The sequence below is a fragment of the Micromonospora sp. CA-248089 genome (assembly GCF_050948515.1).
Classification (GTDB): Bacteria; Actinomycetota; Actinomycetes; order Mycobacteriales; family Micromonosporaceae; genus Micromonospora.
The window spans coordinates 1,516,531-1,540,047 of the sequence record NZ_CP192016.1 but is presented as its reverse complement, the minus strand read 5'-3'; the positions used below and the strand labels follow the sequence as shown (position 1 = coordinate 1,540,047).

The 23,517-nt window shown below is 73.8% G+C and carries 25 protein-coding genes and 2 pseudogenes; 11 read left to right on the top strand and 16 right to left on the bottom strand.

All coding sequences use genetic code 11. The features are described 5' to 3' along the window. Positions 1 to 10: 10 nt before the first annotated feature. Positions 11 to 895, bottom strand: a complete 885-nt coding sequence (gene truB / locus ACQP26_RS07590; protein WP_433495300.1) for a tRNA pseudouridine(55) synthase TruB — start codon at positions 893 to 895, stop codon at positions 11 to 13. Positions 896 to 1,003: 108 nt separating this feature from the next. Here truB and ACQP26_RS07585 point away from each other — a divergent pair, with 108 nt between their 5' ends. From ACQP26_RS07585 to ACQP26_RS07575, 3 genes are all read left to right on the top strand, one after another. Further along, a complete protein-coding gene (locus tag ACQP26_RS07585; RefSeq protein ID WP_433495299.1) occupies positions 1,004 to 1,999 on the top strand; it encodes a hypothetical protein in 996 nt (331 codons plus the stop codon). Between the two features lie 41 nt (positions 2,000 to 2,040). Further along, complete coding sequence (locus tag ACQP26_RS07580) at positions 2,041 to 2,334, top strand: hypothetical protein (protein ID WP_269701357.1); 294 nt, start codon at positions 2,041 to 2,043, stop codon at positions 2,332 to 2,334. An 84-nt stretch (positions 2,335 to 2,418) separates the two neighbouring features. Further along, entirely contained in the window at positions 2,419 to 3,360 is a 942-nt protein-coding gene (locus ACQP26_RS07575; RefSeq protein ID WP_281578715.1) for a hypothetical protein, read from the top strand. Positions 3,361 to 3,366: 6 nt separating this feature from the next. Here the strand turns inward: ACQP26_RS07575 and ACQP26_RS07570 are convergent, their stop codons facing one another. The 12 genes and pseudogenes from ACQP26_RS07570 to rimP form a co-directional block, all read right to left on the bottom strand. Further along, positions 3,367 to 4,686 (bottom strand): MATE family efflux transporter, encoded by a 1,320-nt coding sequence (locus ACQP26_RS07570; protein WP_433495298.1) that lies wholly within the window; start codon positions 4,684 to 4,686, stop codon positions 3,367 to 3,369. Positions 4,687 to 4,733: 47 nt separating this feature from the next. Then, positions 4,734 to 5,243 (bottom strand): adenylate kinase, encoded by a 510-nt coding sequence (locus ACQP26_RS07565; RefSeq protein WP_269701363.1) that lies wholly within the window; start codon positions 5,241 to 5,243, stop codon positions 4,734 to 4,736. Positions 5,244 to 5,777: 534 nt separating this feature from the next. Further along, positions 5,778 to 5,987 carry a DUF6186 family protein gene (locus ACQP26_RS07560; RefSeq protein ID WP_175438725.1) on the bottom strand — a complete coding sequence of 70 codons (210 nt, stop codon included), beginning with the start codon at positions 5,985 to 5,987 and terminating at the stop codon, positions 5,778 to 5,780. After that, complete coding sequence (locus tag ACQP26_RS07555; RefSeq protein ID WP_281578718.1) at positions 5,987 to 6,394, bottom strand: hypothetical protein; 408 nt, start codon at positions 6,392 to 6,394, stop codon at positions 5,987 to 5,989. The genes ACQP26_RS07560 and ACQP26_RS07555 overlap by 1 nt, the downstream gene beginning before the upstream one ends. A 143-nt stretch (positions 6,395 to 6,537) precedes the next feature. After that, complete coding sequence (locus tag ACQP26_RS07550) at positions 6,538 to 7,554, bottom strand: DHH family phosphoesterase (protein WP_281578719.1); 1,017 nt, start codon at positions 7,552 to 7,554, stop codon at positions 6,538 to 6,540. Beyond that, the gene (gene rbfA / locus ACQP26_RS07545; protein WP_433495297.1) at positions 7,551 to 8,045 is read right to left on the bottom strand and encodes a 30S ribosome-binding factor RbfA; all 495 of its coding nucleotides are present in this window, start codon (positions 8,043 to 8,045) and stop codon (positions 7,551 to 7,553) included. Before rbfA ends, ACQP26_RS07550 begins: the two co-directional genes overlap by 4 nt. A 181-nt stretch (positions 8,046 to 8,226) precedes the next feature. Next, positions 8,227 to 8,520, bottom strand: coding sequence for a DUF503 domain-containing protein (locus ACQP26_RS07540; RefSeq protein ID WP_013284668.1), 294 nt, complete (start codon positions 8,518 to 8,520; stop codon positions 8,227 to 8,229). Positions 8,521 to 8,561: 41 nt separating this feature from the next. Beyond that, positions 8,562 to 9,605 (bottom strand): TRM11 family SAM-dependent methyltransferase, encoded by a 1,044-nt coding sequence (locus ACQP26_RS07535; protein WP_433495296.1) that lies wholly within the window; start codon positions 9,603 to 9,605, stop codon positions 8,562 to 8,564. 82 nt (positions 9,606 to 9,687) lie between these two features. Further along, positions 9,688 to 12,701, bottom strand: a pseudogene (infB, locus tag ACQP26_RS07530) (translation initiation factor IF-2). A 93-nt stretch (positions 12,702 to 12,794) separates the two neighbouring features. Then, positions 12,795 to 13,131, bottom strand: a pseudogene (locus ACQP26_RS07525) (YlxR family protein). Between the two features lie 15 nt (positions 13,132 to 13,146). Further along, positions 13,147 to 14,190: a transcription termination factor NusA gene (gene nusA / locus ACQP26_RS07520; RefSeq protein ID WP_269701372.1), complete on the bottom strand. Its 1,044-nt coding sequence runs from the start codon at positions 14,188 to 14,190 to the stop codon at positions 13,147 to 13,149. Beyond that, positions 14,187 to 14,837 carry a ribosome maturation factor RimP gene (rimP, locus tag ACQP26_RS07515; protein WP_269701374.1) on the bottom strand — a complete coding sequence of 217 codons (651 nt, stop codon included), beginning with the start codon at positions 14,835 to 14,837 and terminating at the stop codon, positions 14,187 to 14,189. The genes nusA and rimP overlap by 4 nt, the downstream gene beginning before the upstream one ends. 263 nt (positions 14,838 to 15,100) lie before the next feature. On the opposite strand from rimP, the gene ACQP26_RS07510 reads away from it, so the two are divergent. The 6 genes from ACQP26_RS07510 (at position 15,101) to ACQP26_RS07485 (ending at position 20,645) form a co-directional block, all read left to right on the top strand. Beyond that, positions 15,101 to 15,550, top strand: a complete 450-nt coding sequence (locus ACQP26_RS07510; protein ID WP_281580026.1) for a hypothetical protein — start codon at positions 15,101 to 15,103, stop codon at positions 15,548 to 15,550. Positions 15,551 to 15,603: 53 nt separating this feature from the next. Continuing rightward, a complete protein-coding gene (locus ACQP26_RS07505; protein ID WP_433496101.1) occupies positions 15,604 to 16,047 on the top strand; it encodes a ferritin-like domain-containing protein in 444 nt (147 codons plus the stop codon). Between the two features lie 69 nt (positions 16,048 to 16,116). Beyond that, positions 16,117 to 16,698 carry a PadR family transcriptional regulator gene (locus ACQP26_RS07500; protein ID WP_013284661.1) on the top strand — a complete coding sequence of 194 codons (582 nt, stop codon included), beginning with the start codon at positions 16,117 to 16,119 and terminating at the stop codon, positions 16,696 to 16,698. A gap of 19 nt (positions 16,699 to 16,717) precedes the next feature. Beyond that, positions 16,718 to 17,449, top strand: a complete 732-nt coding sequence (locus ACQP26_RS07495) for an ABC transporter ATP-binding protein (RefSeq protein ID WP_269701378.1) — start codon at positions 16,718 to 16,720, stop codon at positions 17,447 to 17,449. Then, positions 17,446 to 20,127 carry an ABC transporter permease gene (locus tag ACQP26_RS07490; RefSeq protein WP_281578723.1) on the top strand — a complete coding sequence of 894 codons (2,682 nt, stop codon included), beginning with the start codon at positions 17,446 to 17,448 and terminating at the stop codon, positions 20,125 to 20,127. The genes ACQP26_RS07495 and ACQP26_RS07490 overlap by 4 nt, the downstream gene beginning before the upstream one ends. A 50-nt stretch (positions 20,128 to 20,177) precedes the next feature. After that, positions 20,178 to 20,645, top strand: a complete 468-nt coding sequence (locus tag ACQP26_RS07485; protein ID WP_269701380.1) for a nitroreductase/quinone reductase family protein — start codon at positions 20,178 to 20,180, stop codon at positions 20,643 to 20,645. An 8-nt stretch (positions 20,646 to 20,653) separates the two neighbouring features. On the opposite strand, the gene ACQP26_RS07480 is transcribed toward ACQP26_RS07485, so the two are convergent. Continuing rightward, the gene (locus ACQP26_RS07480) at positions 20,654 to 20,908 is read right to left on the bottom strand and encodes a hypothetical protein (protein WP_013284657.1); all 255 of its coding nucleotides are present in this window, start codon (positions 20,906 to 20,908) and stop codon (positions 20,654 to 20,656) included. Continuing rightward, the gene (locus ACQP26_RS07475; RefSeq protein WP_269701381.1) at positions 20,905 to 21,219 is read right to left on the bottom strand and encodes a DivIVA domain-containing protein; all 315 of its coding nucleotides are present in this window, start codon (positions 21,217 to 21,219) and stop codon (positions 20,905 to 20,907) included. The genes ACQP26_RS07480 and ACQP26_RS07475 overlap by 4 nt, the downstream gene beginning before the upstream one ends. Positions 21,220 to 21,433: 214 nt before the next feature. Here ACQP26_RS07475 and ACQP26_RS07470 point away from each other — a divergent pair, with 214 nt between their 5' ends. Both ACQP26_RS07470 and ACQP26_RS07465 read left to right on the top strand, forming a co-directional pair. Beyond that, complete coding sequence (locus tag ACQP26_RS07470; RefSeq protein ID WP_433495295.1) at positions 21,434 to 22,648, top strand: helix-turn-helix domain-containing protein; 1,215 nt, start codon at positions 21,434 to 21,436, stop codon at positions 22,646 to 22,648. Beyond that, complete coding sequence (locus tag ACQP26_RS07465; protein WP_281578725.1) at positions 22,645 to 23,226, top strand: GNAT family N-acetyltransferase; 582 nt, start codon at positions 22,645 to 22,647, stop codon at positions 23,224 to 23,226. The genes ACQP26_RS07470 and ACQP26_RS07465 overlap by 4 nt, the downstream gene beginning before the upstream one ends. Before the next feature lie 19 nt (positions 23,227 to 23,245). Here ACQP26_RS07465 and ACQP26_RS07460 read toward each other — a convergent pair whose 3' ends face one another. Then, positions 23,246 to 23,515 carry a type II toxin-antitoxin system prevent-host-death family antitoxin gene (locus ACQP26_RS07460; RefSeq protein ID WP_269701385.1) on the bottom strand — a complete coding sequence of 90 codons (270 nt, stop codon included), beginning with the start codon at positions 23,513 to 23,515 and terminating at the stop codon, positions 23,246 to 23,248. Positions 23,516 to 23,517: the final 2 nt, after the last annotated feature.

Genomic DNA, 23,517 nt, shown 5'->3' with positions numbered 1-23,517 from the left:
CGCGCGCCGTTCAGGCCGGGGCCAGCACGATCTCCGCGCGGGCCCGACCGTCCCGCTCGCTGACGATAGCGATCAGCCCGCCCGCCGGGCCGAAGACGGCGTACGGCCCGGTGATCCCGGCCGGCGCCAGCGGCCCGCCGTGGGACAGCACCCGGGCCTCGTCGGCGGTGGCGTCCCGGCGCGGGAAGAACCGCTCGGCGGCGGCGTCCAGCGGCAGGTTCACCACGTCCGGCGCGCGCTCCTCGAGCTGGTCGAGCGTGGCCGCCTCGGCGAGCGTGAACCCGCCCACCGCGGTCCGGCGCAGCGCGGTGAGGTGACCGCCGACACCGAGGGCCGCGCCCGCGTCGCGGGCCAGCGCCCTGATGTACGTCCCGGACGAGCAGGTCACGTCGACGTCGACGTCCACCACGTCCGGGACGTCCCGGCGGATCTCCACCACGTCCAGCCGGGACACGGTGACCCGGCGGGCGGGCAGCTCGACCGCCTCGCCGTCGCGGACCCGCTTGTACGCCCGCTGTCCATTGATCTTGATGGCGCTGACCGCGCTCGGCACCTGGTCGATCTCGCCGGTGAGCGCGGCGAGCGCGGCGCGTACCCCGTCGTCGGTGACCGCGCCGGCCGGGGTGGTGGCGACCACCTCGCCCTCGGCGTCGTCGGTGACCGTGGCCTGCCCCAGCCGGATCGTCGCGGCGTAGCTCTTGCCGGCGCCGATCACGTACGTGAGCAGCCGGGTCGCCCGGCCCACCCCGATCACCAGCACGCCGGTGGCCATCGGGTCCAGCGTGCCGCCGTGACCGACGCGGCGGGTACGGGCCAGCCGCCGGATGCGGGCCACGACGTCGTGCGACGTCATGCCGCCGGGCTTGTCGACCACGATCAGACCGTCTGTGCTCACGACCGCCAAGCCTGCCAGACGGCGCCGCTCCTCCCTGCGGGGGATACCGCCCTGCTTCGGCCGGGTGTCAAGATCGTGCGCCAGCGCCCCGTCTGCCCGGGAAGTCCGATGACCGATCACCGTTCCGCCTCCGATCCGTACGCCAGCGATCGTCCGACGGAGGACGACCTGGGACGGGTGCCCGAGTGGCTGCGCCGGCCCGCGCCGGAGGTCGAGCCGGGCCGCGGCGACCGCCTGCGGATCGCGCTCGGCGGGCACTCCGGCAAGCTGCTCGGCGGTGTGGTCGTGCTGGCGCTGCTCGCCTTCTTCGGGCTCGTCGGGGGCGTCGGCTACCAGGGCTTCCAGCGCTGGCGCGAGCCGGCCGCCGAACACCCCACCGTCAGCCTGCCGGTCGGTGAGCAGGCCTCCTCGTCGGCCTCGCCGCCACCGGCCGCCGGTCCGTTCGACGGCACCCCGGCGTCCGCCTTCCCGGAGGGCACGGCGGGGATCGCGCTGCCCCGGGCCAAGCGGACCGGCGCGTTCAGCGAGAAGCAGGTGGCCGACGCGCTGACCAAGGTTCGCAAGGCCCTGGTGACCGCCCGGCTGGACCGCACGTTCTTCACCGCGAAGAACCCGGAGCGGCTGGTCCGCCAGTTCGCCCCGGACGCGCGGGCCGGCGTGCGCGACGACTTCCCCACCGGCGAGGCGAGCACCTACGCGACCCGGCTCGCCCCCGGCGCCCGGCTCACCGCCGACCAGCCCCGGGTCAAGGGCCGGATCAGCTACCGGGCGACGAAGGACCGGGACGGCATCCGCATCCTCGAGGTGACCACGAACTTCGTCTGGGCGTACGCCTTCTCCACCGCCCGCCCCGCCCCGGGCGCCGGCGTGGTGGTGGTCCACGACACGGTGAAGTGGAGCACCCCGCACCCGGCCGACGTGACCACCGGCTCCGTCGGTCTGTGGATCGAGCGGGCCGACTCGTACGCCTCCAACATCGACTGCGTCGCGCTGGACAAGGGGCTGCTCGCGCTCGGCAAGCCCTCGCTCGGCGGGCCGGCCGACCCGGACCCGGACGCCGTCTTCGACCCGGACAAGACAGTCGACCTGCCGGACACCTGCTGACCCGCCCGTCTCACCACACCGCCCTCGATGGGAGCCTTTCGATGAGCGACGCCCCGCCACCGCACCGTGCCCGGGTCGACCTGCCGGACTGGATGCGCAATCCGGAGCCGCCCCGCCGTACCCTCGGCCGCCGCCTGTCCGACCTGGTCGACGGCGTACCGGCGCTGGCGGCGGCGCGCCGCCGGATCTGGGCCTGGCAGGGCCGGACCCGATTCGGCGAGCGGCATCCCACGATGGCCGCGATCGGGTCGTTCGTGTTCGTCCTGGTGACCGCGACGCTGCTGGTCGTCGGCATGCTCTACCTCGCGTGGGCGATCCGGCAGGGCCGGATCTGACCGGCACGGAACGGGACAGCGGGATCGGCGGCCGGGTGCAATGATCATGCGCCCCCTGCCCCTGCACCCCCTCTGGAACGCCGCATGAGCACCGAAGACGGGACCACCCCACCCGAGCCGGATCCCTACGCCGTCGCCTCCCGGGGCGAGGAGATCCGGCTGCCGAGCTGGATGACCGGCGCGGACACGCACGTCCCGCTGACCCGCGCCGAGCGCTTCCGCATGGTCTGGTCCCGGCAGCGCGGCAAGCGCCACGTCGCCTTCGTGGTGGTGCTCGCCCTGGTGCTGATCGGCGGCACGGCCGTGATCGGCCGGGTCACCGTCGATCGCGTACGGTCCGGCACCGCCGCCGCGGCCTCGGCCTCGGCCAGCCCGTCTCCGGTTCCGCTCAGCCGGGTGGGCGAGCCGCGCGACCTCTTCGCCGGCACACTCGGCGCGGACTTCGCGATCGGCGCGGCCGGGATCGTCCTGCCGCAGGCCACGGCGCGACCGCCGTTCACCGCCGGCCAGGTGGCCACGGCACTCGGCCAGGTCCGGGCCGCGCTGATCCAGGCCCGGCTCGACCTGTCCATGATCCTCGGCGACACGGAGCCGTTCCTGGCGCTGCTGGCGCCTGCCTCGCGCGCGCAGACGCGTACCGACTTCGAGGACTCGTCGTTCCTCAACTACGCCACCCGGATCGGCTCGCAGGACCGCGCCGACGAGATCCGGGTCCGGGGTGAGATGCGCTACCGGGCCGTCACCGGCGACGACGGCCGGCCGATCCTGCGGATCACCACCGAGTACGTCTGGATGTACGCGTTCGACGTGCCGCGGACGACGCCGGGCCGGGCCGGAATCGCCACCATCCGCGACCGGGTCGTCTGGGAGGTCCCCCACCCCGACGGGCTGCCGGCGGCGAAGCGCGGCCTCTGGCTCGTCTCGGCTCAGGCGAGCACGAGCAACGTCGACTGCGCGCGGCTGAGCGCGGGCTTCTTCGTGGTCGAGCCGTGGATGGGCGGCCCCGGTTCGTTCCAGCCCTGCTGACCGGCGTCAGCGCACCGCGCCGGTCACCGCCCACGCGCCCGAACGCACCCGCAGCAGCAGGCCGGCCAGCCGCAGCACCACGAACAGCATCAGCCCGGCCCAGATCCCGCCCAGCCCGAGCTCGAACGCGTAGGCCAGCCAGATCGCCGGCAGGAACCCGCCGAACGCGCACACGATGGTGAGGTTCCGCAGGTAGCGCACGTCGCCCGCGCCGATCAGCACCCCGTCGAGCGCGAACACCACGCCACCGATCGGCTGGAGCGCGACGAACCAGGGCCAGGCCGTCATGGCCTGCTCGCGTACCTGCGGATCGGAGCTGAACCACGACGGCACCACGCCGGCGCCCGCGGCGATGAGCACCGCGAAGGCCACGCCGCACAGCCCGCCGAGCAGCGCGACGCGGCGGGCCAGGAACCGCGCGCCGGCCGCGTCGCCGGCGCCGAGCGCGGCGCCGACGAGCGACTGCGCGGCGATGGCCAGGGCGTCGAGCACCAGCACCGTGAAGAACCACAGTTGCAGGGCGATCTGGTGCGCGCCGACCGCGGCGGCGCCGAACCGGGCCGCGACCGCTGTCGCGGACAGGAAGCTGGCCTGGAACGCGACACCACGCACGAGCAGGTCCCGGCTCAGCACGAGCTGCTGGCCGATCACCCGGGGCCGGGGCCGCAGCGAGACCCGCTCGCGCACCAGCGCGCCCGCGAACAGGACGCCGGAGAGCGTCTGCGCGATCGCGTTCGCCACCGCCGAGCCGACCAGGCCGAGCCCGGCCGGATAGACCAGCAGCGGGCAGAGCACCGCGGAGAGCAGGTTCGGGCCGAGCACGAACAGCAGCGGCCGGCGGGTGTCCTGGATGCCGCGCAGCCAGCCGTTGCCGGCGGCGGCGAGCAGCAGGCCGGGCGCGCCGAGCGCCGCGACCCGCAGCCATCCGGCGGCGGCGTCGGCCACCTCGCCGGGGCCGCCGACGAGGGTACGCGCCAGCGCGCCCCCGCCGATGCCGATGGCGACCGCCACCAGCACTCCGGTGGACAGCGCGAGCCAGGACGCCTGCACGCCCTCGGCCACCGCGGCGGCCCGGTCCCCCGCTCCGAAGCGGCGGGCCGAACGGCCCGTGGTGCCGTACGCGACCACGGTGCCGACCCAGGCGGTGAGCGTCATGACCGTGCCGCCGACTGCGAGCGCGGCCAGCGGCACCCGGCCCAGGTGACCGACCACGGCGGTGTCGACGAGGACGTACAGCGGCTCGGCGGCCAGCACCACGAGGGCGGGCAGCGCGAGTGCGGCGATCCGCCGCGGCGAGGCGGTGACGGGGGTGGCGGTGGTGCTCATCGCCGCCGATCCTGGCACGCGCCCAGTAAGGTCCGCAAGGCAAGCGACTACTTACCCACACCGGCCAGGAAGCGGGCCGCGTCACGCCGCCCGCGCAGGCGGCGCACCGGCAGTGCCGGGGCGTGCTCGGCGAGCGCGGCGAAGACCCGGGGCCGAGAGTCACGGGGGTAGCGCCAGACGTAGCGCAGGAAGCCCAGATCGAGGCGTTCCGGGCAGTCCTCGGGCAGGTCGGGCCGGGGCAGCCTTCGGTGCGCCCACCGGCGGCGGACGATCCGGACCAGGCAACGCGGCCGGGAGGTGTCGCAGAGCACCAGCAGGTCGGCGCGGGGCAGCCGCAGGTCGAGGGTGCTCGCGTAGTTGCCGTCCATGACCCAGGCCGGGCGGGCGGCGAGCGCTGCCACCTCGGCGCGGAAGTCAGCCGGGGCGGACGCGGTCCAGCCGGGGCGCCAGTAGTGCCGGTCCAGGTGGATCAGGGGAAGGCCGAGTCGCCGGGCCAGTTCACCGGCGAGCGTGCTCTTGCCGGCGCCGGAGCTGCCGACCACGAGGATGCGTCGCACCGGGCGACGGTAGCGCGGAAGCGGGTTCCCGCGCGGCGGTGACGCCGGCGCCGGGCTGCGGGTGCGGCCCGGCCGGCGTCACCGCCGGACGGCGTACGTCACTGACGGGTGTCCATCGAGGTCTGCAGCGCGCGGCGCATCTGCTCGCGCGCCTCGTCGGTGGTGGTCTCGGTCTGCGGCTTGCGCTTGCTGGGCATGTGAGGTCCTTCCAGGGTGCGGACCACCGGGACGTGGCGGTCCTACGGGCGCCCGGCGCTCCGGATCGGCGCGACGACTGATCGCGCCGCGACCGGAAGTCGTCGGCGGCTGAGCGCCCGGCAGCGGTCCGGGATCACCGGAGCGGCTCGCCTGGCAGCGGGAGCCCGGGTCGGTCCGACCCTGGAGGGAGGCGAGGCCGGGTGCGGCACCACCGCCCGTGACCAGCGCCGCGAAGCGCCGGTCCCGCACCCAAATTAACGTTCACTTTCCAGATACTGCCCCCAGTTCCCGAAATGCGGAAAGATCAACCTCGTCGTCCCGCTCCGGCGAGGGCGGTCAGCGGGCCAGGAAGTGCCAGCCCAGCCACCACCAGAAACCGAACAGCCCAATCCGGCCGACCGGCACCGGGCCCACCTCGTACCGCATCACGAACGCGCAGACGTCGGCCAGCGACGGGATCCGCGAGCCCTCCCGGCGCGCGGCCCACTCGACGACGGCGAACAGCACGATCGAGACTCCGAACCCGCCGATCGCCAGTGCCCGCATCATCGGCGCACCAGTCCCCAGAACGCGGACAGCCACGCGAACCAGGCCGCCGAACGGACCAGGTTGTCCTCCAGCAGCGGATCGGCCAGCCGGGAGAGGGTGGGGAAGTCGTCGCCCGCCGCCGCCACGAACGTCGCCCCCTCGAAGACCCCGAAGACGGTCACCGGGACCAGCCACCACAGCGCGACCGACGGCAGCCGGCGCGGCGCCGGACGCCGGGGCACCCGGTTGCTCAGGCCGACCCAGATCAACCCCCCGCCGGTGGTGAGGATGTAGAGGTTCGCCGCGGTCGAGAAGGACGGCATCTGCCCCCCGACCAGGGACAGGCAGATCAGCACCGGCACGGAGACGACCGGCCGGTCCCAGGCCCGGGGCGCCTCGACGGTGAGCTCACGGGGATGATCCATCACCCGATTGTCCCCAGCGTCACGGACGGCGGAAAGCCCGGCACGCGTCGTGATCCCCGGAAATGCCGCCGATCGGCTCACACTTCAGATCGCCGCCGCACCTCGGCGCGGCAGAAATATCGGGGCAATTCCAGCCCGAAGGGCTAGAGCGTGCCGGTGGCCAGCTCGGCGCGGATCCGCCCGACCACCTCGTCGAGGGATCCCCGCCCGGTGAAGCCGGCCGCGAACCGGTGCCCGCCGCCGCCGAGCGCCACCGCCACCCGGCTCACGTCCACCGCGCCCTTGCTGCGCAGCGACACCGCCCACTCGGCCTCGCCGGCCTGCTTCACCACACAGCTCACGTCCGCCTCGGCGGTGCAGCGCACCGAGTCGATGAGCGCCTCCAGCACGTACGCGGGCTGCTCGTGGCGGATCAGGTCGTCGCGGGTCGCGTACGTCCAGACGAGGCCGTGCCCGGCGGCGGCCGCCGGTTCCAGCGTGGCCCGGCCGAGCACCTCGCCGAAGAGGCGGACGGCACCGAACGGGCGGGTGTCGAAGATCCGCCGGGAGATGTCCCCGGGCCGGATGCCGGTGGCCACCAGGCGCGCTGCCGTCTCGTGCACGGCCGGGGTGGTCGCCTCGAAGCGGAACGAGCCGGTGTCCGTGGTGAGCGCGACGTACAGCCCGGTCGCCATCTCCGCGTCCAGCATCACGCCGAGCCGGTCCAGCAGCTCCAGCGCGACCACGGAGGTCGCGGCGGCGTGCGGGTCGACCAGATTGATCCGGCCGAACCCGCTGTTCGAGGCGTGGTGGTCGAGCACGAGCGACGTGCCCGCCGTGTCCAGCCGGTCGACCAGGTCGCCCAGCCGGGACTCGCTCGCCGCGTCGAAGCAGATCACCAGGTCCGGAGCCGGGTACGCGTCGTCCTGCGGCACCAGCAGATCCATGCCGGGCATCCACCGGAACGGCTCGGGCACCTCCGGCGGGCCGGGGAAGGTGGCCTGGAGATCGCGGACACCGAGCCGGCGCAGGCCCAGCCCGAAGCCGAGCATGCTGCCCAGCGCGTCCCCGTCCGGGTTCACGTGGCAGATCAGCAGCACCCGCGCGCCGGCGGGAAGGTCGCGTACCGCCGCGACGGCGGACGCCCACGCGGTCTCGGTGGGCCCGGCGGCCTCGGTCACCGGCGGTCGCCGGCGCGCGGCTCGTCGTCGTCCTCGTCCTCGTTGTCGGCGGAGGCGTCGTCGGCGTCCTCGTCGTCCTCGACCCGGTACGGCTGGGCCTCGCCCGCGTACGAGGCCTTCGCGGCCAGCCGCTGCACCTCGGCGTCGGCGGTACGCGCGGCGGCCAGCAGGTCGTCGATGTGCTTGACCTGGTCCTGCACGTCGTCGAGGACGAAGGTGAGCGTCGGCGAGTGCCGCAGCCCGAGCGCCTTGCCGACGGTGCTGCGCAGCATGCCCTTGGCGCTCTCCAGCGCGGCGGCGGTGCTCGCCTGGGCCGCCGCGTCGCCGAGCACCGTGTAGAAGACGGTGGCGTCGCGCAGGTCGGCGGTGATCCGGGCGTCGGTGATCGTGATCATGCCGAGCCGGGGGTCCTTGATCTGGCTGCGCACCACCGACGCGACGAGTTCCCGGATGCGCTCCGCGTGCCGGCGAACCTTTGCCTGATCCGTCATGTCCCCCACCTCCGGGATCACCTGTACCCATGACGACGCCGGATCATCATGCGACCCGGGCCGTCGGCCGGAGACGACGGGCGCGTGGGCGCCGCCGGGTCCGACCGCCCAACGCTGAAGAACACTACCCGCGCCCGGCCGGGCGTCGCGCGGCACGGCCGGAGTGCGGCGCGACGCGCCGTCAGTCGTCCGCGCCGTGCAGGCGACGGCGTACCGACAGCAGCTCGGTCTCCGGACGGGCGGCGACCAGCCGCTCACAGGAGTCGAGCACCTCGCGGACGTGAGCCGGCTCGGCGGCCACCACCGCCACCCCGATCTCGGCCCGGCCGTGCAGGTCCAGCGCCCCCACCTCGGCGGCGGAGACCTCGAACTTGCGCAGCGCGGCGACGATCGGCCGGACGTAGGACCGCTTGGCCTTCAGGGACCGGGAGTCACCCGGGAGCAACAGGTCGAACAGTGCGGTTCCGGTATACACGGCGAGCAACGGTACGCCGGGCGGCCCGGACCGGCACGCGATTAAGGCGCGACCGCCACCAGCACGTCCCGCTCGATCGCCTGGTCGACCCGGTGCGCGAAGTCGCCGAAGCCGGGACCGTCGAGCACCCGCAGCCCCGCGTCGGTCAGCGCCGCCTCCGCCTGTGCCCGCGGCGCCACGTGCGTGTTCCAGGACAGCCCGATCGCGCCGCCCGGGCGCAGCAGCTCCCGCCACACCGGCACGGCTGCGGTGAGCAGCTCCAGCGGGCTGCGAGACAACCCCTGGCCGGTACGGCTGCCGTGCGCCACCCCGTACGGCGCGTCGGTGACGATCACGTCCGCGCAGCGGGCGCGCAACGCCTCGCGGGCCCGGGTGGTGTCGGTGTTGAGCACGGTGACGCGCTGGGTGGCCCCGGCCCGGTGCTCGTCCCGCGACGGTGCGACGACGGCCTCGAAGCGGCGGGCGACGAGCTTGCGGTCCCGGCGCACCGACGTCGACTCGGCGGTGTGCTTGAGGCGCTTGCGGCGCAGCCAGGTACGCAGGAACGCCGCGTACGCCTCCACGTCCTGACTGTCACGCTCGATGCCGATGCCGTCGTAGCCGTACATCAGCGCCTGGTTGAGCGTGGTGCCCCGGCCGCAGAGCGGGTCCAGCACCACCACCGGCCCGTCCAGCATCCGCGGCGCGGCGGCGGAGGCGAGCACCGTGACGTTGAGCAGCAGCCGGGTGAACTGCTCGTTGGTCTTGCCGGCGTACTTCGGGATGGTGATCAGGTCGGAGTCGTACCGGGCCAGCGGGCGCAGCGGCACCGGCCGCAGCAGGTCGTCGCCGACCCGTTCGAACAACGCGTACGCCGCCGACAGGTTCGCCAGGTGGGCCAGGTCCCGCTCGCCCAGCCCGGGCTCGGCGGTGGCGAAGGTCAGGTACTCCACCCCGCCGATCCTCGTCACCTCCGCGTCGCCCGGTGCCACGCCCAGTACGCCGGAACCGGCGAACACGGCCAGTTCGGCACGCGCGAGACGGGCCGCCGCGTCGGCGTAGACGCGGTTGGCGGAGGGGGCGAGGAGCAGCGCGTACCGGATCACGCCGGAAATTGTCGCAGCCTGCGGAAACGGCGACGGCCGGGGCCCGAAGGCCCCGGCCGTCGACCGGTCGTACGCGTGGTTGTCAGGCGCGCGGCTTCTCGCGCATCTCGAACGTCTCGATGACGTCGCCGACCTGGACGTTGTTGTAGCCGCCCAGCGTCAGACCACACTCGAAGCCCTCGCGGACCTCGGTCGCGTCGTCCTTGAACCGCTTCAAGGAGCTGATCGTGAGGTTGTCCGCCACGACCGCCCCGTCCCGCAGCAGCCGCGCCTTGGCGTTGCGGCGGATGAGGCCGGACCGGACGATACAGCCGGAGATGTTGCCGATCTTGGAGGAGCGGAAGACGTCGCGGATCTCCGCGGTGCCCAGCTCGACCTCCTCGTACTCCGGCTTGAGCAGACCCTTGAGCGCGGCGTCGATCTCCTCGATGGCCTGGTAGATGACGGTGTAGTACCGGATCTCCACGCCCTCACGGTCGGCCATCTCGCGGACCTTGTTCGAGGCCCGCACGTTGAAGCCGATGATCGTGACCGCCTCGGACGAGGCGCTCGCGAGCATGACGTCGCTCTCGGTGATCGCGCCCACGCCCCGGTGGATGATCCGAAGCTGGACCTCCTCCGGGATGTCGAGGTTGAACAGCGCGTCCTCGAGCGCCTCCACGGAACCGGAGACGTCGCCCTTGAGCACCAGGTTGAGCGAGGTCTTCTCGCCCTCCTTGAGCTGCTCCATGAGCGTCTCGAGAGTGGCCCGGCCACGGGAGTTGGCGAACGACGCCGCCCGCCTCCGCGCCTGACGCTGCTCGGCGATCTGCCGCACGGTGCGGTCGTCCTCGGCGGCCAGGAAGGTGTCACCCGCACCCGGCACCGTGGTCAGACCCAGCACCATGACCGGACGCGCCGGACCGGCCGAGTCGACCGGCTTGCCGTTCTCGTCCAGCATGGCCCGCACGCGGCCGTGCGCCCCACCGGCGACGATCGAGTCACCGGCACGCAAGGTGCCCTTCTGCACCAGCACGGTCGCCACCGCGCCACGGCCCTTGTCCAGGTGCGCCTCGATCGCGACACCCTGCGCCGGCCCGTCGATCGGAGCGGTCAGCTCCAGCGACGCGTCGGCGGTCAGCAGCACGGCCTCGAGCAGCTCCTCGATGCCGATGCCGGGCTTGGCCGCCACGTTGACGAACATGGTGTCGCCGCCGTACTCCTCGGCGACCAGGCCGTACTCGGTCAGCTGCTGGCGGACCTTGTCCGGGTTCGCCTCGGGCTTGTCGACCTTGTTGACCGCGACCACGATCGGCACGTCCGCCGCCTTGGCGTGGTTGAGCGCCTCGATGGTCTGCGGCATGACGCCGTCGTCGGCCGCGACCACCAGGATCACGATGTCCGTGACCTGGGCACCACGGGCACGCATGGCGGTGAACGCCTCGTGACCCGGGGTGTCGATGAACGTCACCGCGCGGTCCTCGCCCTCGTGCGGGACGTGGACCTGGTAGGCGCCGATGTGCTGGGTGATGCCACCCGCCTCGCCGGCCACCACGTTCGCCTTACGGATCGCGTCGAGCAGCTTGGTCTTACCGTGGTCGACGTGACCCATGACGGTCACGACCGGCGCACGGCTGACCAGGCGGTCCTCCGCGACCTCGGCGTCGAGGTCGATGTTGAACTGCGCGAGCAGCTCGCGGTCCTCGTCCTCCGGGCTGACGATCTGCACGTCGAAGCCGAGGTGCTCACCCAGCAGCTGCAGGGTCTCGTCGGAGCACGACTGGGTCGCCGTCACCATCTCGCCCAGGTTGAACATCTCCTGGACCAGCGAACCCGGGTTGGCGTTGATCTTGTCGGCGAAGTCCGACAGCGAGGCGCCACGGGACAACCGGACGACCTGACCCTGACCGCGGGGCGCACCCGAGGACATGGTCGGGGCCGACAGGTTGTCGAACTCCTGTCTGCGCTGCTTCTTGGACTTGCGACCGCGGGTCGGCCGGCCGCCGGGACGCCCGAAGGCACCCGCCGCGCCACCGCCACGGCCACGGCCACCGCCGCCGGGACGGCCACCGCCGCCGACCGGGCCACCCGGACGGAAACCACCGCCGGGAGCACCGCCACCGCCGCCGGGACCGCCGCGGTAGCCACCGCCACCGCCGCCACCACCGGGACCGCCGCGGTAGCCACCGCCACCGCCGCCACCACCGGGTCCACCGCGGTAGCCACCGCCACCGCCGCCGGGACCGCCCGGACGACCGGCGCCTCCGCCGGGTCCGCCACGACCGCCACCGGGGCCGCCGGGGCGGCCGGTGGTCGGGCGCTGGCTCGGCATCGAGGCCGGGCTCGGCCGCGGCGGCATCGACGCCGGGCTGGGCCGCGGCGGCATGCCGGCCGGGCTGGGACGGGGACCGCCCGCACCGGCGGCCGGGGGCCGCTGCTGCTGGCCGCCCTGGATACCGAACGGGTTGTTACCGGCGCCGCGCGCCGGCGGACGACCGCCGGGCCGGGCACCGGGGCCCTGACCCTGACCCGGACCGCCGGGACGACCGGCGGCCGGGGAACCCGGACGCGGCGGCATGGCGTTCGGGCCGGGACGCGGACCCGGGCGAGCGCCGCCCTCGGCCGGGGGCTCCCGGCGTACGGTCTCGCGCTGCTGCTGACGGGCGGCCTGGGCGGCCTTGACCGCGGCCTCCTGCTCAGCCTTGAGCGCGGCGGCACGCGCCTCGGCGGCCGCCACTTCGATGTCGTGCGCGCTCGCCGGCTTGGCGACCGGAGTCGCCGGCTGCGGCGGGCCGGGGACCGGGCCCTTGGGCTTCGGTCCAGGGGTCGGCGCGGCCGGACGCCGGGGCGGCATCGGCTTGGCCGAGACCCGGGGGCGCCCGGGGTCGGGGTGGGCGTCGGGGTCGGCGCCGGGCCACTGGGCGCGGCAGCCGGCGGGCCGGCAGGCGCCGACGAACCGGCTACGAACGCGCTACGCAGCCGCCGGGCGACAGGCGCCTCGACGGTGCTGGACGCGGACTTCACGAACTCGCCCATCTCCTTGAGCTTGGCGAGAACGGTCTTGCTTTCGACCCCGAGCTCCTTGGCAAGCTCGTGTACGCGGGCCTTTCCTGCCACTGCACTCCTCACTCCGAGGTCGTGCGGGCAGCACCCGCAGCGACCTCACTCCTGCACTTGAAGCCTGGTCATTTCAGGGACTTCATCGTGTGCTCATGTCGGTCGTCCTACCTTGCTAGCGACCCTCGACCGGTCGGGCTTGACCGGTCGTCGGGGGTTGCGCGTCGACGTGCTCCGCAAGCGCACCGTGGTCGGGGACCCCGGTGAGGCGCAGTGCCCGCCCGAAGGCGCGGCGACGCACCGCCTGCGCGAAGCAGGCCGGATCAGGGTGCATGTTCGCTCCCCGACCCGGCAGTCTGCGGGCCGGATCGGGCCGGAGACTGGTGTGACCAGCCTCGTCACCGATCGCGACGACCCGCAACAACTCGCTGGCCGGCGCTCGTTTCCGGCAGCCCACACAGGTGCGCTCCGGAATCGCGCGTCGTGCCACTGAGTAAGTCTACCCCTAGCCGCCGGAGATCGCGCCGCCCGGCTCCGGGACGTGATCAGCTCCGCCCCGGCTCTGCGGGGCCGCGGTCTCCGCGTCGGACCGGATGTCGATGCGCCAACCGGTCAGACGGGCCGCGAGGCGGGCGTTCTGCCCTTCCCGGCCGATCGCGAGCGAGAGCTGGAAGTCCGGCACGGTCACCCGGGCGGTACGGGAGGCCAGGTCGACCACCTCGACCCGCAGCGCCTTGGCCGGCGACAACGCGTTGCCGACGAAGGTGGCCGGGTCGTCCGACCAGTCGATGATGTCGATCTTTTCGCCGTGCAACTCGCTCATCACGGCCCGGACCCGCTGGCCCATCGGGCCGATGCAGGCGCCCTTGGCGTTGACGCCGGAGGTCGTCGAACGTACGGCGATCTTCGTACGGTGACCTGCCTCACGCGCGATCGCGCCGATCTCCACGGTGCCGTCGGCGATCTCCGGCACCTCCAGCGCGAACAGCTTCTTCACCAGCGCTGGATGCGAGCGGGACAGCGTGATCTGCGGGCCGCGCATGCCCTTCGCGACGTGCACGACCACGCAGCGGATCCGCTCGCCGTGCTCGTACCGCTCGCCGGGGACCTGCTCGGACTGCGGCAGGACGCCCTCCAGCTTGCCGAGGTCGACGCTGACGATGCCCTTCTCGCGGCGGGTCTCGTGCGCCTGCACCACGCCGGTGACCAGGTCACCGTCGCGGCCGACGTACTCGCCGAAGTGCACCTCGTCGGTGGCCTCCCGCAGCCGCTGGAGGATCACCTGCTTGGCGGTCATGGCGGCGATCCGCCCGAAGTCGTGCGGAGTGTCGTCCCACTCCCGGGTCACCGTGCCGTCGGCGTCCAGCTCCTGCGCGTAGACCGAGGCGGCCCCGCTCTTGCGGTCGATCTCCACCCGGGCGTGCGCCTCGGCGCCGTCGGTGTGCCGGTAGGCGGTCAGCAGCGCGGTCTCGATCGCCGCGAGGATCGTGTCGAACGGGATCTCCCGCTCGCGCTCCAGGGCGCGCAGCGCCGCGAGGTCGATGTTCACCTCTCCTCGTCCTCCAGATCTTCGTCGTCGTCGGTGTCGTCACCGAAGTCCTCGTCGGCCAGGTCGTCCAGGCGGTTGAACTCCACCTGGACCCGGCCGGGACCGAGTTCGGCGTACGGGTGTTCAGCGGGGCCGGCGTCGGTCTCCAGCACCACACGTTCGTCGTCGGCGGCCGTGATCCGGCCGGTGAGCTGGCGGTCCCCCGCGTCGCCGCGGACGGTGACCTTGACCAGCCGCCCGGCGTTGCGCCGCCAGTGCCGGGGCAGGGTGAGCGGGCGGTCCACGCCGGGCGAGCTGACCTCCAGCTGGTACTCGCCGGCCACGATGTCGCCGCCGGCCTCCTCGGCCGCGTCCAGCGCCGCCGAGACCGCGCGGGAGACGTCCGCCACGGCGTCCAGGTTGATCCCGCCGTCGGCGTCCACGATCACCCGGACCACGTGCCGCCGGCCGGCGCGGGAGACGGAGAGGTCCTCCAGGTCGTAACCGGCCGCGGTGACGACCGGTTCGATCACCTCGCGCAGCCGGTTGCGGCGGGCGGCGAGATCGCCGCGAGGTGCGCCGCTCCGGTCCGTGCCGCGGGGCCCGTCGGACCGGCGGGGCCGCCCGGTGGGCCCCGTCGACCGGGTGGCACGGCCACGCTGCGTCATTGCGCGCACCTCTCCTGCTGTTGCCACGACCCGCGGGCCGTGTTGTCCCGGGCCGGTGCGGGCGATCGGCCCGCCATACCGGCGCGCCACCGGGGCGTCCGCGCCCGGTGGTTGCGCAGAGCGTAACGCTTGTGGCCGCCGACGGACCCGGCGGCGCACCGAGACCCTGCCCCACGAGGCGGCGCGGATGGTGTTGACTCTGTCAGGTGGGGATCGGCAGAACACCATCCGACCAGGTCAGAGCGGGGCATTCCCGGCGCTGGCTGCTGCGCGCCGGCGGGCTCGTGGCGCTCGGCGGCGCCACGGCGCCGCTGACCGGTTGTGATCTTTTCGACCGTGACAAGGAGCCACCGGCGCCGGACGCCCTGGAGCCGCTCGCCGCCGAGGCGCTCGCGCTGGAGGCCCGCTACCGGGCCGCCGCCACCGCCGCCCCGGCGCTGGCCGGCCGGCTCACCCCGATCGCCGACGCGCACCGGGCGCACGCCGAGGAGCTACGCCGCGTGATCGGCCGGCCGGCACCCTCCGGCGCACCGGCTGCTGCCGGCTCGGCGAGCGCGCCCGCGCCCGACGCCGTGCTCACCGAGCTGCGCCGGGCCGAGCAGGAGGGCCGGACGAACGCGGCCAAGGCGTGCGCCGCCGCGCCGGCCGAGCGGGCCGCGCTGCTCGGCTCGATCGCCGCCGCGCGGGCCACACACGTGGAGGCCCTCAAGTGAACGAACGCACCGAGCGGAGCGAGGGCCGTGAGTTCATGCCCGGTTGGCGCAGCATGACCAACCCGACGACCGGCCCGGCCGCGGCCCTCGCCGACGCGCTCGCCGCCGAGTACGCGGCGGTCTGGGCGTACGGGGTGATCGGCGTGCACCTGACCGAGGCGGCGCGCACCGCGGCCCGTGCCGCCGAGGCGGCTCACCGGTCCCGCCGCGACGCGCTGCTGCTGCAACTGGCCGAGGGCTCCGGGCAGGTGCCCGCCGACCGGGCCGGATACGCGCTGCCCTACCCGGTGACGGACCGCGCGAGCGCGTTGCGCCTCGCGGTGGAGGTGGAGGAGCGCACGGCCGGGCACTGGCGGGCCGCGCTGCCGCACACCACCGGCGCGGACCGGAACACGGCGCTCGCCGCGCTCACCGACTGCGCGTTGCGCGCCACCCGCTGGCGTCGTACGGCGGGGGTGACGCCGGTCACGGTTCCGTTCCCGGGCCGACCGACCTGAGCGCGACGCCGGTCACCCGGCGGAACCCTCCGGTTGCGTTGCGCATACCAGGTATGCATACTCGCGGTCATGTCCATCCGTCACGGCCTGCTCGCCCTGCTCGAACGCGGCCAGATGTACGGCTACCAGCTCCGTGCCGCGTTCGAGGAGTCGACCGGGTCGACCTGGCCGCTGAACATCGGACAGGTCTACACGACGCTGGCCCGGCTGGAACGCGACGGACTGGTTCGCCCGCTGCCGGAGAACGAGAGCGGGCAGCGGCCGTACGAGATCACCGACGCCGGACGGGCGGACCTGGCGCTGTGGTTCGCCACGCCGATCAGCCGCGCCGACCGGCCCCGCGACGAGCTGTCGATCAAGCTGGCGCTGGCGCTGACCACCCCGGGCGTCGACGTGCGGTCGGTGGTGCAGACCCAGCGCACCGCCACCATGCGCGCGCTTCAGGAGTTCACCCGGTTGAAGTACACGAGCGACAAGCCGGAGGATCTACCCTGGCGGCTGGTGCTGGACGCGATGATCTTCCAGACCGAGGCCGAGGTGCGGTGGCTCGACCACTGCGAGACGAGCCTGGTCCGGCACCGTCCGGCACCGATCCGGGCGGTCGACCACCCCGAGGCGGTGGACCGGGCCGGCGACGAAGCCCGCCGGTGACCCGGCACGGGAGGCGCTGATGGACCCGATCGACGGGGTGCTGGAACTGCGGGACGTCCGCCGGACCCACGGCGCCGGCGAGGCCGCCGTGCACGCGCTGCGCGGCGTGAGCCTGACCGTGCGGGCCGGTGAGCTGGTGGCCGTGATGGGCCCCTCCGGGTCCGGCAAGTCCACGCTGCTGGCGCTCGCGGGCGGCCTGGACCGGCCCACCGGCGGCGAGGTGGTGGTCGAGGGCGAGGCGCTCGTCGGGCTCTCCGCCCGCGAGCTGGCCCGGCTGCGGCGCCGCCGGATCGGGTACGTCTTCCAGGACCTGAACCTGCTCGGCAGCCTGACCGCCGTGGAGAACGTGGCGCTTCCCCTGGAACTGGACGGCACCGGCGTGCGGGCGGCCCGCCAGTCGGCCCTCGACGCGCTGCGCGAGGTCGACCTGGAGGATCTGGCCGACCGTTTCCCGGACCAGATGTCCGGCGGCCAGCAGCAGCGGGTGGCGATCGCCCGGGCCCTCGTCGGGGAACGCCGCCTGGTCCTCGCCGACGAGCCGACCGGCGCGCTGGACTCGCAGACCGGTGAGGCGGTGCTGCACCTGCTGCGCCGCCGGGTGGACGCCGGGGCGGCCGGGGTGCTGGTCACCCACGAGGCCCGGCACGCCGGCTGGGCGGACCGGGTGGTCTTCCTGCGCGACGGGGTGATGGTCGACTCGACCGCACCGCTGATCGGCGTCGACCACCTGCTCAGCGGCAGCATCCGGTGACCGGCAGCCGCCTCGCCGCCGTACGCGGGTCGTGGCGGACCGCGTTGCGGATCGCCCGCCGGGAGGCCCGGCGGTCCCGGCGGCGCACGCTGCTGGTGCTGGTGATGATCGCGCTGCCGGTGCTCGGCCTCAGCTTCGCCGCGGTCAGCTACGACATGTCGGACCTGACCCGCGCCGAGCGCATCGAGCGCCAGCTCGGCGGTGCCGACGTCGCACTGCGCTGGGACAGCCTGGTGCCGGTGACGCAGGACGCCTGGGGCGAGTCGGCCTGGCCGGTCCAGGGCGAATGGGTCGGCCGGACCCGTCCGGCGACCGCCGAGGAGGTGCGCGCGCTGCTGCCCGAGGGCAGCCGGCTGGCCCGCGCCCGCTGGTGGATGACGTTCTCGACGCGGGTGGGCCGGCACGTCGAATCGATCGAGGCGCGCGCGGTGGATCTGACCGACCCGCTCACCCGGCCACTGGCGCGGGTACGCGACGGCCGTCCGCCGGTGCGCCCCGACGAGATCGCGGTCAGCCCGACGGCGCTGCGCCGGCTGGAGACCCGCATCGGCGACCCGGTACGCACCGTCGACGGCACCACCTACCGGGTGGTCGGGGTGGTGGAGTACCCGGACAACCTCCGGGACGTGATCACGCTGCCCGGGGTGTCCCCGGAGGGCGCGGCCGGCAGCGACACCTGGCTGGTGGACCTGCCCGGCCCGCTGGACCCGGGACTGGTCGACCGGCTGAACGCGCAGGGCGTCCAGGTCGTCGCCCGCGACCGCCTGCCCGGACGGGACGAGTTCTCCCGCGGCATGCGCGTACCGGACGCCGACGAGGCCGGCGTCGTCGGAGTGGTCGGCGGGCTGGGCCTGCTCGAGGTGGTGCTGCTGGTCGGCCCGGCCTTCGCGGTGAGCGTCCGGCGCCGGCGGCGCGACCTCGCGCTCGTCGCGGTGGCCGGTGGCGACGCCTCCCACCTGCGCCGGATCGTGCTCGCCGACGGGGTGGTGCTCGGCGCCGGCGGGGCTGCTCTCGGCCTGCTGCTCGGCATCGGCGCGGCGTTCGCCGGTCGGCCGATCGTCGAGCAGTACGTGCTCGGGGAGCGCCTCGGGGCGTACCGGATCTTCCCGACCGCGCTGCTGGCGATCGCCGCGACGGCGGTGCTGGCCGGCGTGCTGGCGGCGATGGCCCCGGCCTGGACGGCGGCCCGGCAGGACGTGGCGACCGGCCTGGCCGGCCGGCGCGACGCGAGCCGGCCCCGCCGCCGCTGGCTGCTGATCGGGCTGGCGCTCACCGTCGCCGGAACCGCGATCGCCGCGTTCGCCGCCGGCCGGACCTCGCAGACCGGTGTGCTGGCCGGCGTCGCCCTGGGCGAGCTGGGGCTGGTGTTCTGCACGCCGACGCTCGTCGGCGTCCTGGGCCGGGCCGGCCGGCTGCTGCCGCTGACGCCCCGGCTCGCGTTGCGCGACGCCAGCCGCAACCGGTCGTCGGCCGCGCCCGCCATCTCCGCGGTGATGGCGGCGGTCGCCGGAAGCGTGGCGATCGGCGTCTACGTGGCGAGTGACGAGACCCGCTCCCGGGAACTCTGGCAGCCGGGCCTGCCGCCGGGGAACGTGCTGCTCACCCACTCCGGCGACATCCCGGCGGACCCGCCGTCGGCCGACGCCGTCGCCACCCGGGTCCGCACGGTCCTGCCCGACGCCACGGTGACGCCCGTCGCGATCCCCGGCTGCGCCGGCAGCGTCCGGGAGAAGGACGACTGCGCCGTGTACGCGTTCGTTCCGCCGGAGCAGCGCTGCCCGTACACCTCTTCCGAACCGGTCCCCGACTCGGCCCGGCGCGATCCGCGCTGCGTGAGCCCCTTCCAGGAGCCGGTCGACGTCTACCTGCCGGCGCTCGTGGACGACGGCGCCGCGCTGGCCCCGCTCACCGGCGCGCCCGCCGACGAGCTGGCCGCCGCGCGCCGGACGCTCGCCGCCGGCGGCGTCGTGGTCACCGACGCCCGGCGGGTGGTGGACGGGCAGGTCCGGGTGGAGGTCAACTACAACTCCGGCGGCCCGCCCACCGGGCGTCTCCTGCCCGGGTACGCGCTGCGCGGCGGTCTCACCGTCGACCGGCTCGTGCTCTCCCCCGCCGCCGCCGACGCGCTCGGCCTGTCCGCCGTACCGCTGGGCTACCTGCTGGACACCGCCGGCTCGCCCGCCGACGACCGGCAGATGGAGATGCTGACCGACGAGCTGTTCGACATCGGGCCCATGTCGGCGCAGGTGGCGACCGCCGACCCGCCATCGGACCAGCGCCCGATGCTGCTCCTGCTGGCGGTGGCCTCCGGGGTGATCACGCTCGGCGCGGCCGCGGTCGCCACCGGCCTCGCCGCGGCCGAGGGCCGCCGGGACCTGTCCACGCTCGCGGCGGTCGGCGCCGATCCCCGGGTACGCCGCCTGCTGTCGCTCTGCCAGGCCGGGGTCATCGCGGTCCTCGGCTCCGCGCTGGGCATCGTCGCCGGGCTCGGCTCCGCAGTGGTCGTCCTCGCCGCGCTCAACCAGCGGTACGCGGACTCCTGGCCGGTGCAGCCGCCGTACCCGGTGACGGTGCCCGGCGTGACGCTCGCCGCGCTGGTCGTGGTGCCGCTGGTGGCGATGGGCGGCGCCGCGCTGTTCACCCGGTCCCGCCTGCCGATCGAACGCCGGCTCGACTGACTGACCGTCCGAGGGATGACGAGGCCCGGTGCGGGCGGCACACTTGTCGGATGTCCGCCCTGGGAACCCTCACCCGCCGTCTCGGTCACCAGCGTTGGTTCGGCGCCACCATGCGCCTGCTCGTCCCGGCCGACCGGCTGGTTGGCCGGATGACGAAAGGTCGCGTGGTCGCCTTCGGGCTCGTGCCCACCCTGGTGCTCACCTCCACCGGCCGCCGCTCCGGCAAGCCCCGCAGCAACCCCCTGGTGTACGTCCCCGACGGCGACGCCTACGTGGTGATCGGCTCGAACTGGGGGCAACAGCACCAGCCGTCCTGGACGTTCAACCTGATGGCTGATCCGGCCGCCGAGGTGGACGTCAAGGGACGCCGGATCCCCGTCACCGCCGAGCAGGTCACCGGCGAGGAACGGGAACGGCTCTTCCAGCGGCTGGTGCAGGAGTGGCCCGCGTACCGCACGTACGTCGAGCGCGCCGGTAACCGCGAGATCCGCGTGTTCCGCCTGGTCCCGAACGCCTGATCGACGGCTCACCGTGGCCGGAATCGCGGCGAGCAGTCGCCGTCGTGATCGGGCCGGAGCAGGCAGCGCCGTCCCTCGGACAGGTTGCGGTCGCAGAAGACCCAGTGCCGTACGTTCTGGTCGTCCTCGGGCGAGACGCTGGTGCCACCGGGTTCGGTCTGCGGGAGGACGTGGCTCCAATGTGCCACCACCCGGGCAAGGCGCTGCGCCGACACGAGGTCGTTGACGACCATCGGCAGATGGATGACCCACCGTTCGGTCATCGTTCCTGCTCCCGCTCGGCCCGGGCACGCGCCTGCTCCGACTGCCAGCGCCGCAGGGCGTCCTTCACCCGGTCGGTCTCCCGGCGGCTCTCGGCCAACGCGTCATAGACCGTCGCGAGATCGCCCGCCACCAGGTCCAGGAACTCCCGGACCTGTTCGGGATCGAGCCCGCGTCGGCCCAGCGGTGCGGAGCTGAACGTTCGTTCCCGTACCTGCCACGGTCGCAGCGGCCGGTAGACCGCGGAGCGATAGCACGTCGCGCGGCGCTCGGGCCGGCGGTTGTGCAGGCGTCGGAAAGGGATGATCCTCATCGAACCTGTCCTCTGTCGGTGCCATCCGCCCGGTGGGGGCGGGCCGATACGGCCCGCCCCCGGCACCTGCCGTCGCAGCGTGATCGCGGTACGCCGACAGGGCTCACACGGGCCGCGCCGAATTGGTCGGCCTCGGTAGCATCCCGATTACGGAGCGCAGGCGGCAGCGGTGAGCAGTGGGCCCACACGCCGGCCCACGACCTGAGAGGGTGGCATGGACCATTTCGGGGACATACTCAGGCGGCACCGGGTTGCCGCCGGTTGGTCGCTGCGGAAGTTCGCCGAACTCATCAGGTACGACTTCGGCTACCTCGGGCAGATCGAGCGTGGCGCCCGCCCCGTCAACCCCGCCGTCGTGGCCGCCTACGACCGGGCACTGTCGGCCGACGGCTCGATCAAGAAGGCATACGACAGCAGGCGCGCCAACGACATCGACATGCCGAGAAGGTCGGTGCTCCACGCCATGACTTCGCTTGCTGCTCTCCCCGCCGTCGACCGCATGGTCGGCTGGGAGGCGCTGCGACACGGCCTCGACGCCGCCGTCGACGTCGAGGCCGACGCGTGGGCAGAGATCGTCTCCTCCTACGGCACGGCCTACTATCGCCAGCCGCACGAACAGCTGATGACACAACTCGGCCGGGATCTGACGGTCCTACAGCATCAACTCGCCGCAAGCGACGATCGGCGTCGCCCGCAGCTGCTACGCGTCGCCGCAGCGCTGTCGGTGATCGTCGCGCTCAGCCTCGTCGCGTCAGGCCACGCTCTGCTGTCGAGGAGATGGTGGGCCAGCGCCCAGAGAGCCGCCGACGAGTCCGGTGACCCCGACACGCGAGTCCTGACCCGCGCCTGGGACGTCGTCAACGGCTGCTACGACGGTCGACGGCCCATGACCGTCGTAGCGATCTCTGACGAGGTGCTTCCGCTCGCCGGTAGGCCGTCGGCTGCCACCTGTGGTCTGCTGGCGGGCCGGGCGCAGGCACTCGCCCTCGCCGGGCGGCACGACGAGGCAGTCGCGACCGTGCGTCATCTGAGCGAGCAGATCGAGAAACTCCCGGCCGCCGTCGTCGGGGACGTCGAATCGCTGTGGGGCTGGCCGGAGCATCGCCTGCGACACACGGAGTCCTGGGTCCACACCCATTCCGGTGACCGGAGGGCGGCTGCGGCAGCGCAGGCCCGGGCCTTGGAGTTGTATCCCGCTTCCCAGATCCGGCTGCGTACGCAGGTACAACTGCATCAGGCAGCGGCCACGGTCCGGGCCGGTGACATCACCGACGGTCTGACGGCGGCGGCCGATCTGTTGGACCGCCTGCCTCGGGAACAACACAACGAACTCGTGCGCGCGGTCACTCTGCAGGTCACGGCGGCGGTACCCGACGGAGAGCGGCACCGGCCGCTCTACACGGAACTGATGGAACGAGTCCAGCGGTGACGCCTCCGCCGTCCGTCACCTTCGACCGGTGCCATCCCGACAAGCTGATGTCTGTCGTCGACGCTCTCGCCGACCTGTATGCGCTGGTCTACGCCGAACCGCCTTACCTCGAAGGTCCGGCACAGGTCGCCCGGTTCCGGGCCGGGCTGCCCGACGAGGCGGCACGGCCCGGATTCCGCCTCGTCCTGGCGAGAGAGGGCGAAGAACTGATCGGAGCGGCGTACGGGTGGACCATGGCCGCCGGCACCTGGTGGTCGCGTGCGGAGGAGGAACCCCCGGCCGAGGTGCGGGATCGCGACAAGTTCGCCGTACTGGAATGGGTCGTCCACCCGCGGCATCGGTCTCACGGCATCGGCGCGGAGTTGATGCGTCGGCTTCTTCAGGGGCGTCCGGAGAGCTGGGCGACGCTCGCCTCCGATCCGCGCAGCCTGGCGAACGGCATCTACCGGCGCAACGGCTGGCGGGTTGCCGGGCACGCCGAGCTGCCGTGGGGTCCTTCGATGGAACTGCTGGTACGCGATCTGCGGACCGCCGAGGAGGCGCGGACTGGAACGCGCCGGTCACCTCAGCAGCAATGAGCGGCTGGCGGCCAGCTTCTCAGAGGCCCACCTCTTTGCGTAGGTCGGTGAGGGAAACCGGCGCTTCGCCCGCATCCAGACGGGCCAGGGCGGCCCGGGCAGCCTCGACGTCGATCGCGTCCTCGGCGCGTTCGATCGCCTCGGCGAGGTCCGCCGGGACAATGGCAGCCAGCCGCTGCCCACGACGAGTGACGTAGGTGATGCGACCGGCGTAGTGAGCGCGTGAGACGACATCCGCGAGATTCTCGCGAGCATCGGAGATCGGAAGCTCGGCAGCGGGCTCGGTCATAC

What these genes read in the sequence shown, in the direction of transcription:
- ACQP26_RS07505 (WP_433496101.1), top strand. Translation starts at nt 15,604, where the DNA reads ATGACCAACCCGACGACCGGCCCGGCCGCGGCCCTCGCCGACGCGCTC.
- ACQP26_RS07500 (WP_013284661.1), top strand. Translation starts at nt 16,117, where the DNA reads ATGTCCATCCGTCACGGCCTGCTCGCCCTGCTCGAACGCGGCCAGATG.
- ACQP26_RS07575 (WP_281578715.1), top strand. Translation starts at nt 2,419, where the DNA reads ATGAGCACCGAAGACGGGACCACCCCACCCGAGCCGGATCCCTACGCC.
- ACQP26_RS07495 (WP_269701378.1), top strand. Translation starts at nt 16,718, where the DNA reads ATGGACCCGATCGACGGGGTGCTGGAACTGCGGGACGTCCGCCGGACC.
- ACQP26_RS07460 (WP_269701385.1), bottom strand. Translation starts at nt 23,515, where the DNA reads ATGACCGAGCCCGCTGCCGAGCTTCCGATCTCCGATGCTCGCGAGAAT.
- ACQP26_RS07570 (WP_433495298.1), bottom strand. Translation starts at nt 4,686, where the DNA reads ATGAGCACCACCGCCACCCCCGTCACCGCCTCGCCGCGGCGGATCGCC.
- ACQP26_RS07555 (WP_281578718.1), bottom strand. Translation starts at nt 6,394, where the DNA reads ATGGATCATCCCCGTGAGCTCACCGTCGAGGCGCCCCGGGCCTGGGAC.
- ACQP26_RS07480 (WP_013284657.1), bottom strand. Translation starts at nt 20,908, where the DNA reads ATGACCGAACGGTGGGTCATCCATCTGCCGATGGTCGTCAACGACCTC.
- ACQP26_RS07470 (WP_433495295.1), top strand. Translation starts at nt 21,434, where the DNA reads ATGGACCATTTCGGGGACATACTCAGGCGGCACCGGGTTGCCGCCGGT.
- ACQP26_RS07585 (WP_433495299.1), top strand. Translation starts at nt 1,004, where the DNA reads ATGACCGATCACCGTTCCGCCTCCGATCCGTACGCCAGCGATCGTCCG.
- ACQP26_RS07475 (WP_269701381.1), bottom strand. Translation starts at nt 21,219, where the DNA reads ATGAGGATCATCCCTTTCCGACGCCTGCACAACCGCCGGCCCGAGCGC.
- ACQP26_RS07485 (WP_269701380.1), top strand. Translation starts at nt 20,178, where the DNA reads ATGTCCGCCCTGGGAACCCTCACCCGCCGTCTCGGTCACCAGCGTTGG.
- ACQP26_RS07560 (WP_175438725.1), bottom strand. Translation starts at nt 5,987, where the DNA reads ATGCGGGCACTGGCGATCGGCGGGTTCGGAGTCTCGATCGTGCTGTTC.
- rimP (WP_269701374.1), bottom strand. Translation starts at nt 14,837, where the DNA reads ATGACGCAGCGTGGCCGTGCCACCCGGTCGACGGGGCCCACCGGGCGG.
- rbfA (WP_433495297.1), bottom strand. Translation starts at nt 8,045, where the DNA reads ATGACGGATCAGGCAAAGGTTCGCCGGCACGCGGAGCGCATCCGGGAA.
- ACQP26_RS07580 (WP_269701357.1), top strand. Translation starts at nt 2,041, where the DNA reads ATGAGCGACGCCCCGCCACCGCACCGTGCCCGGGTCGACCTGCCGGAC.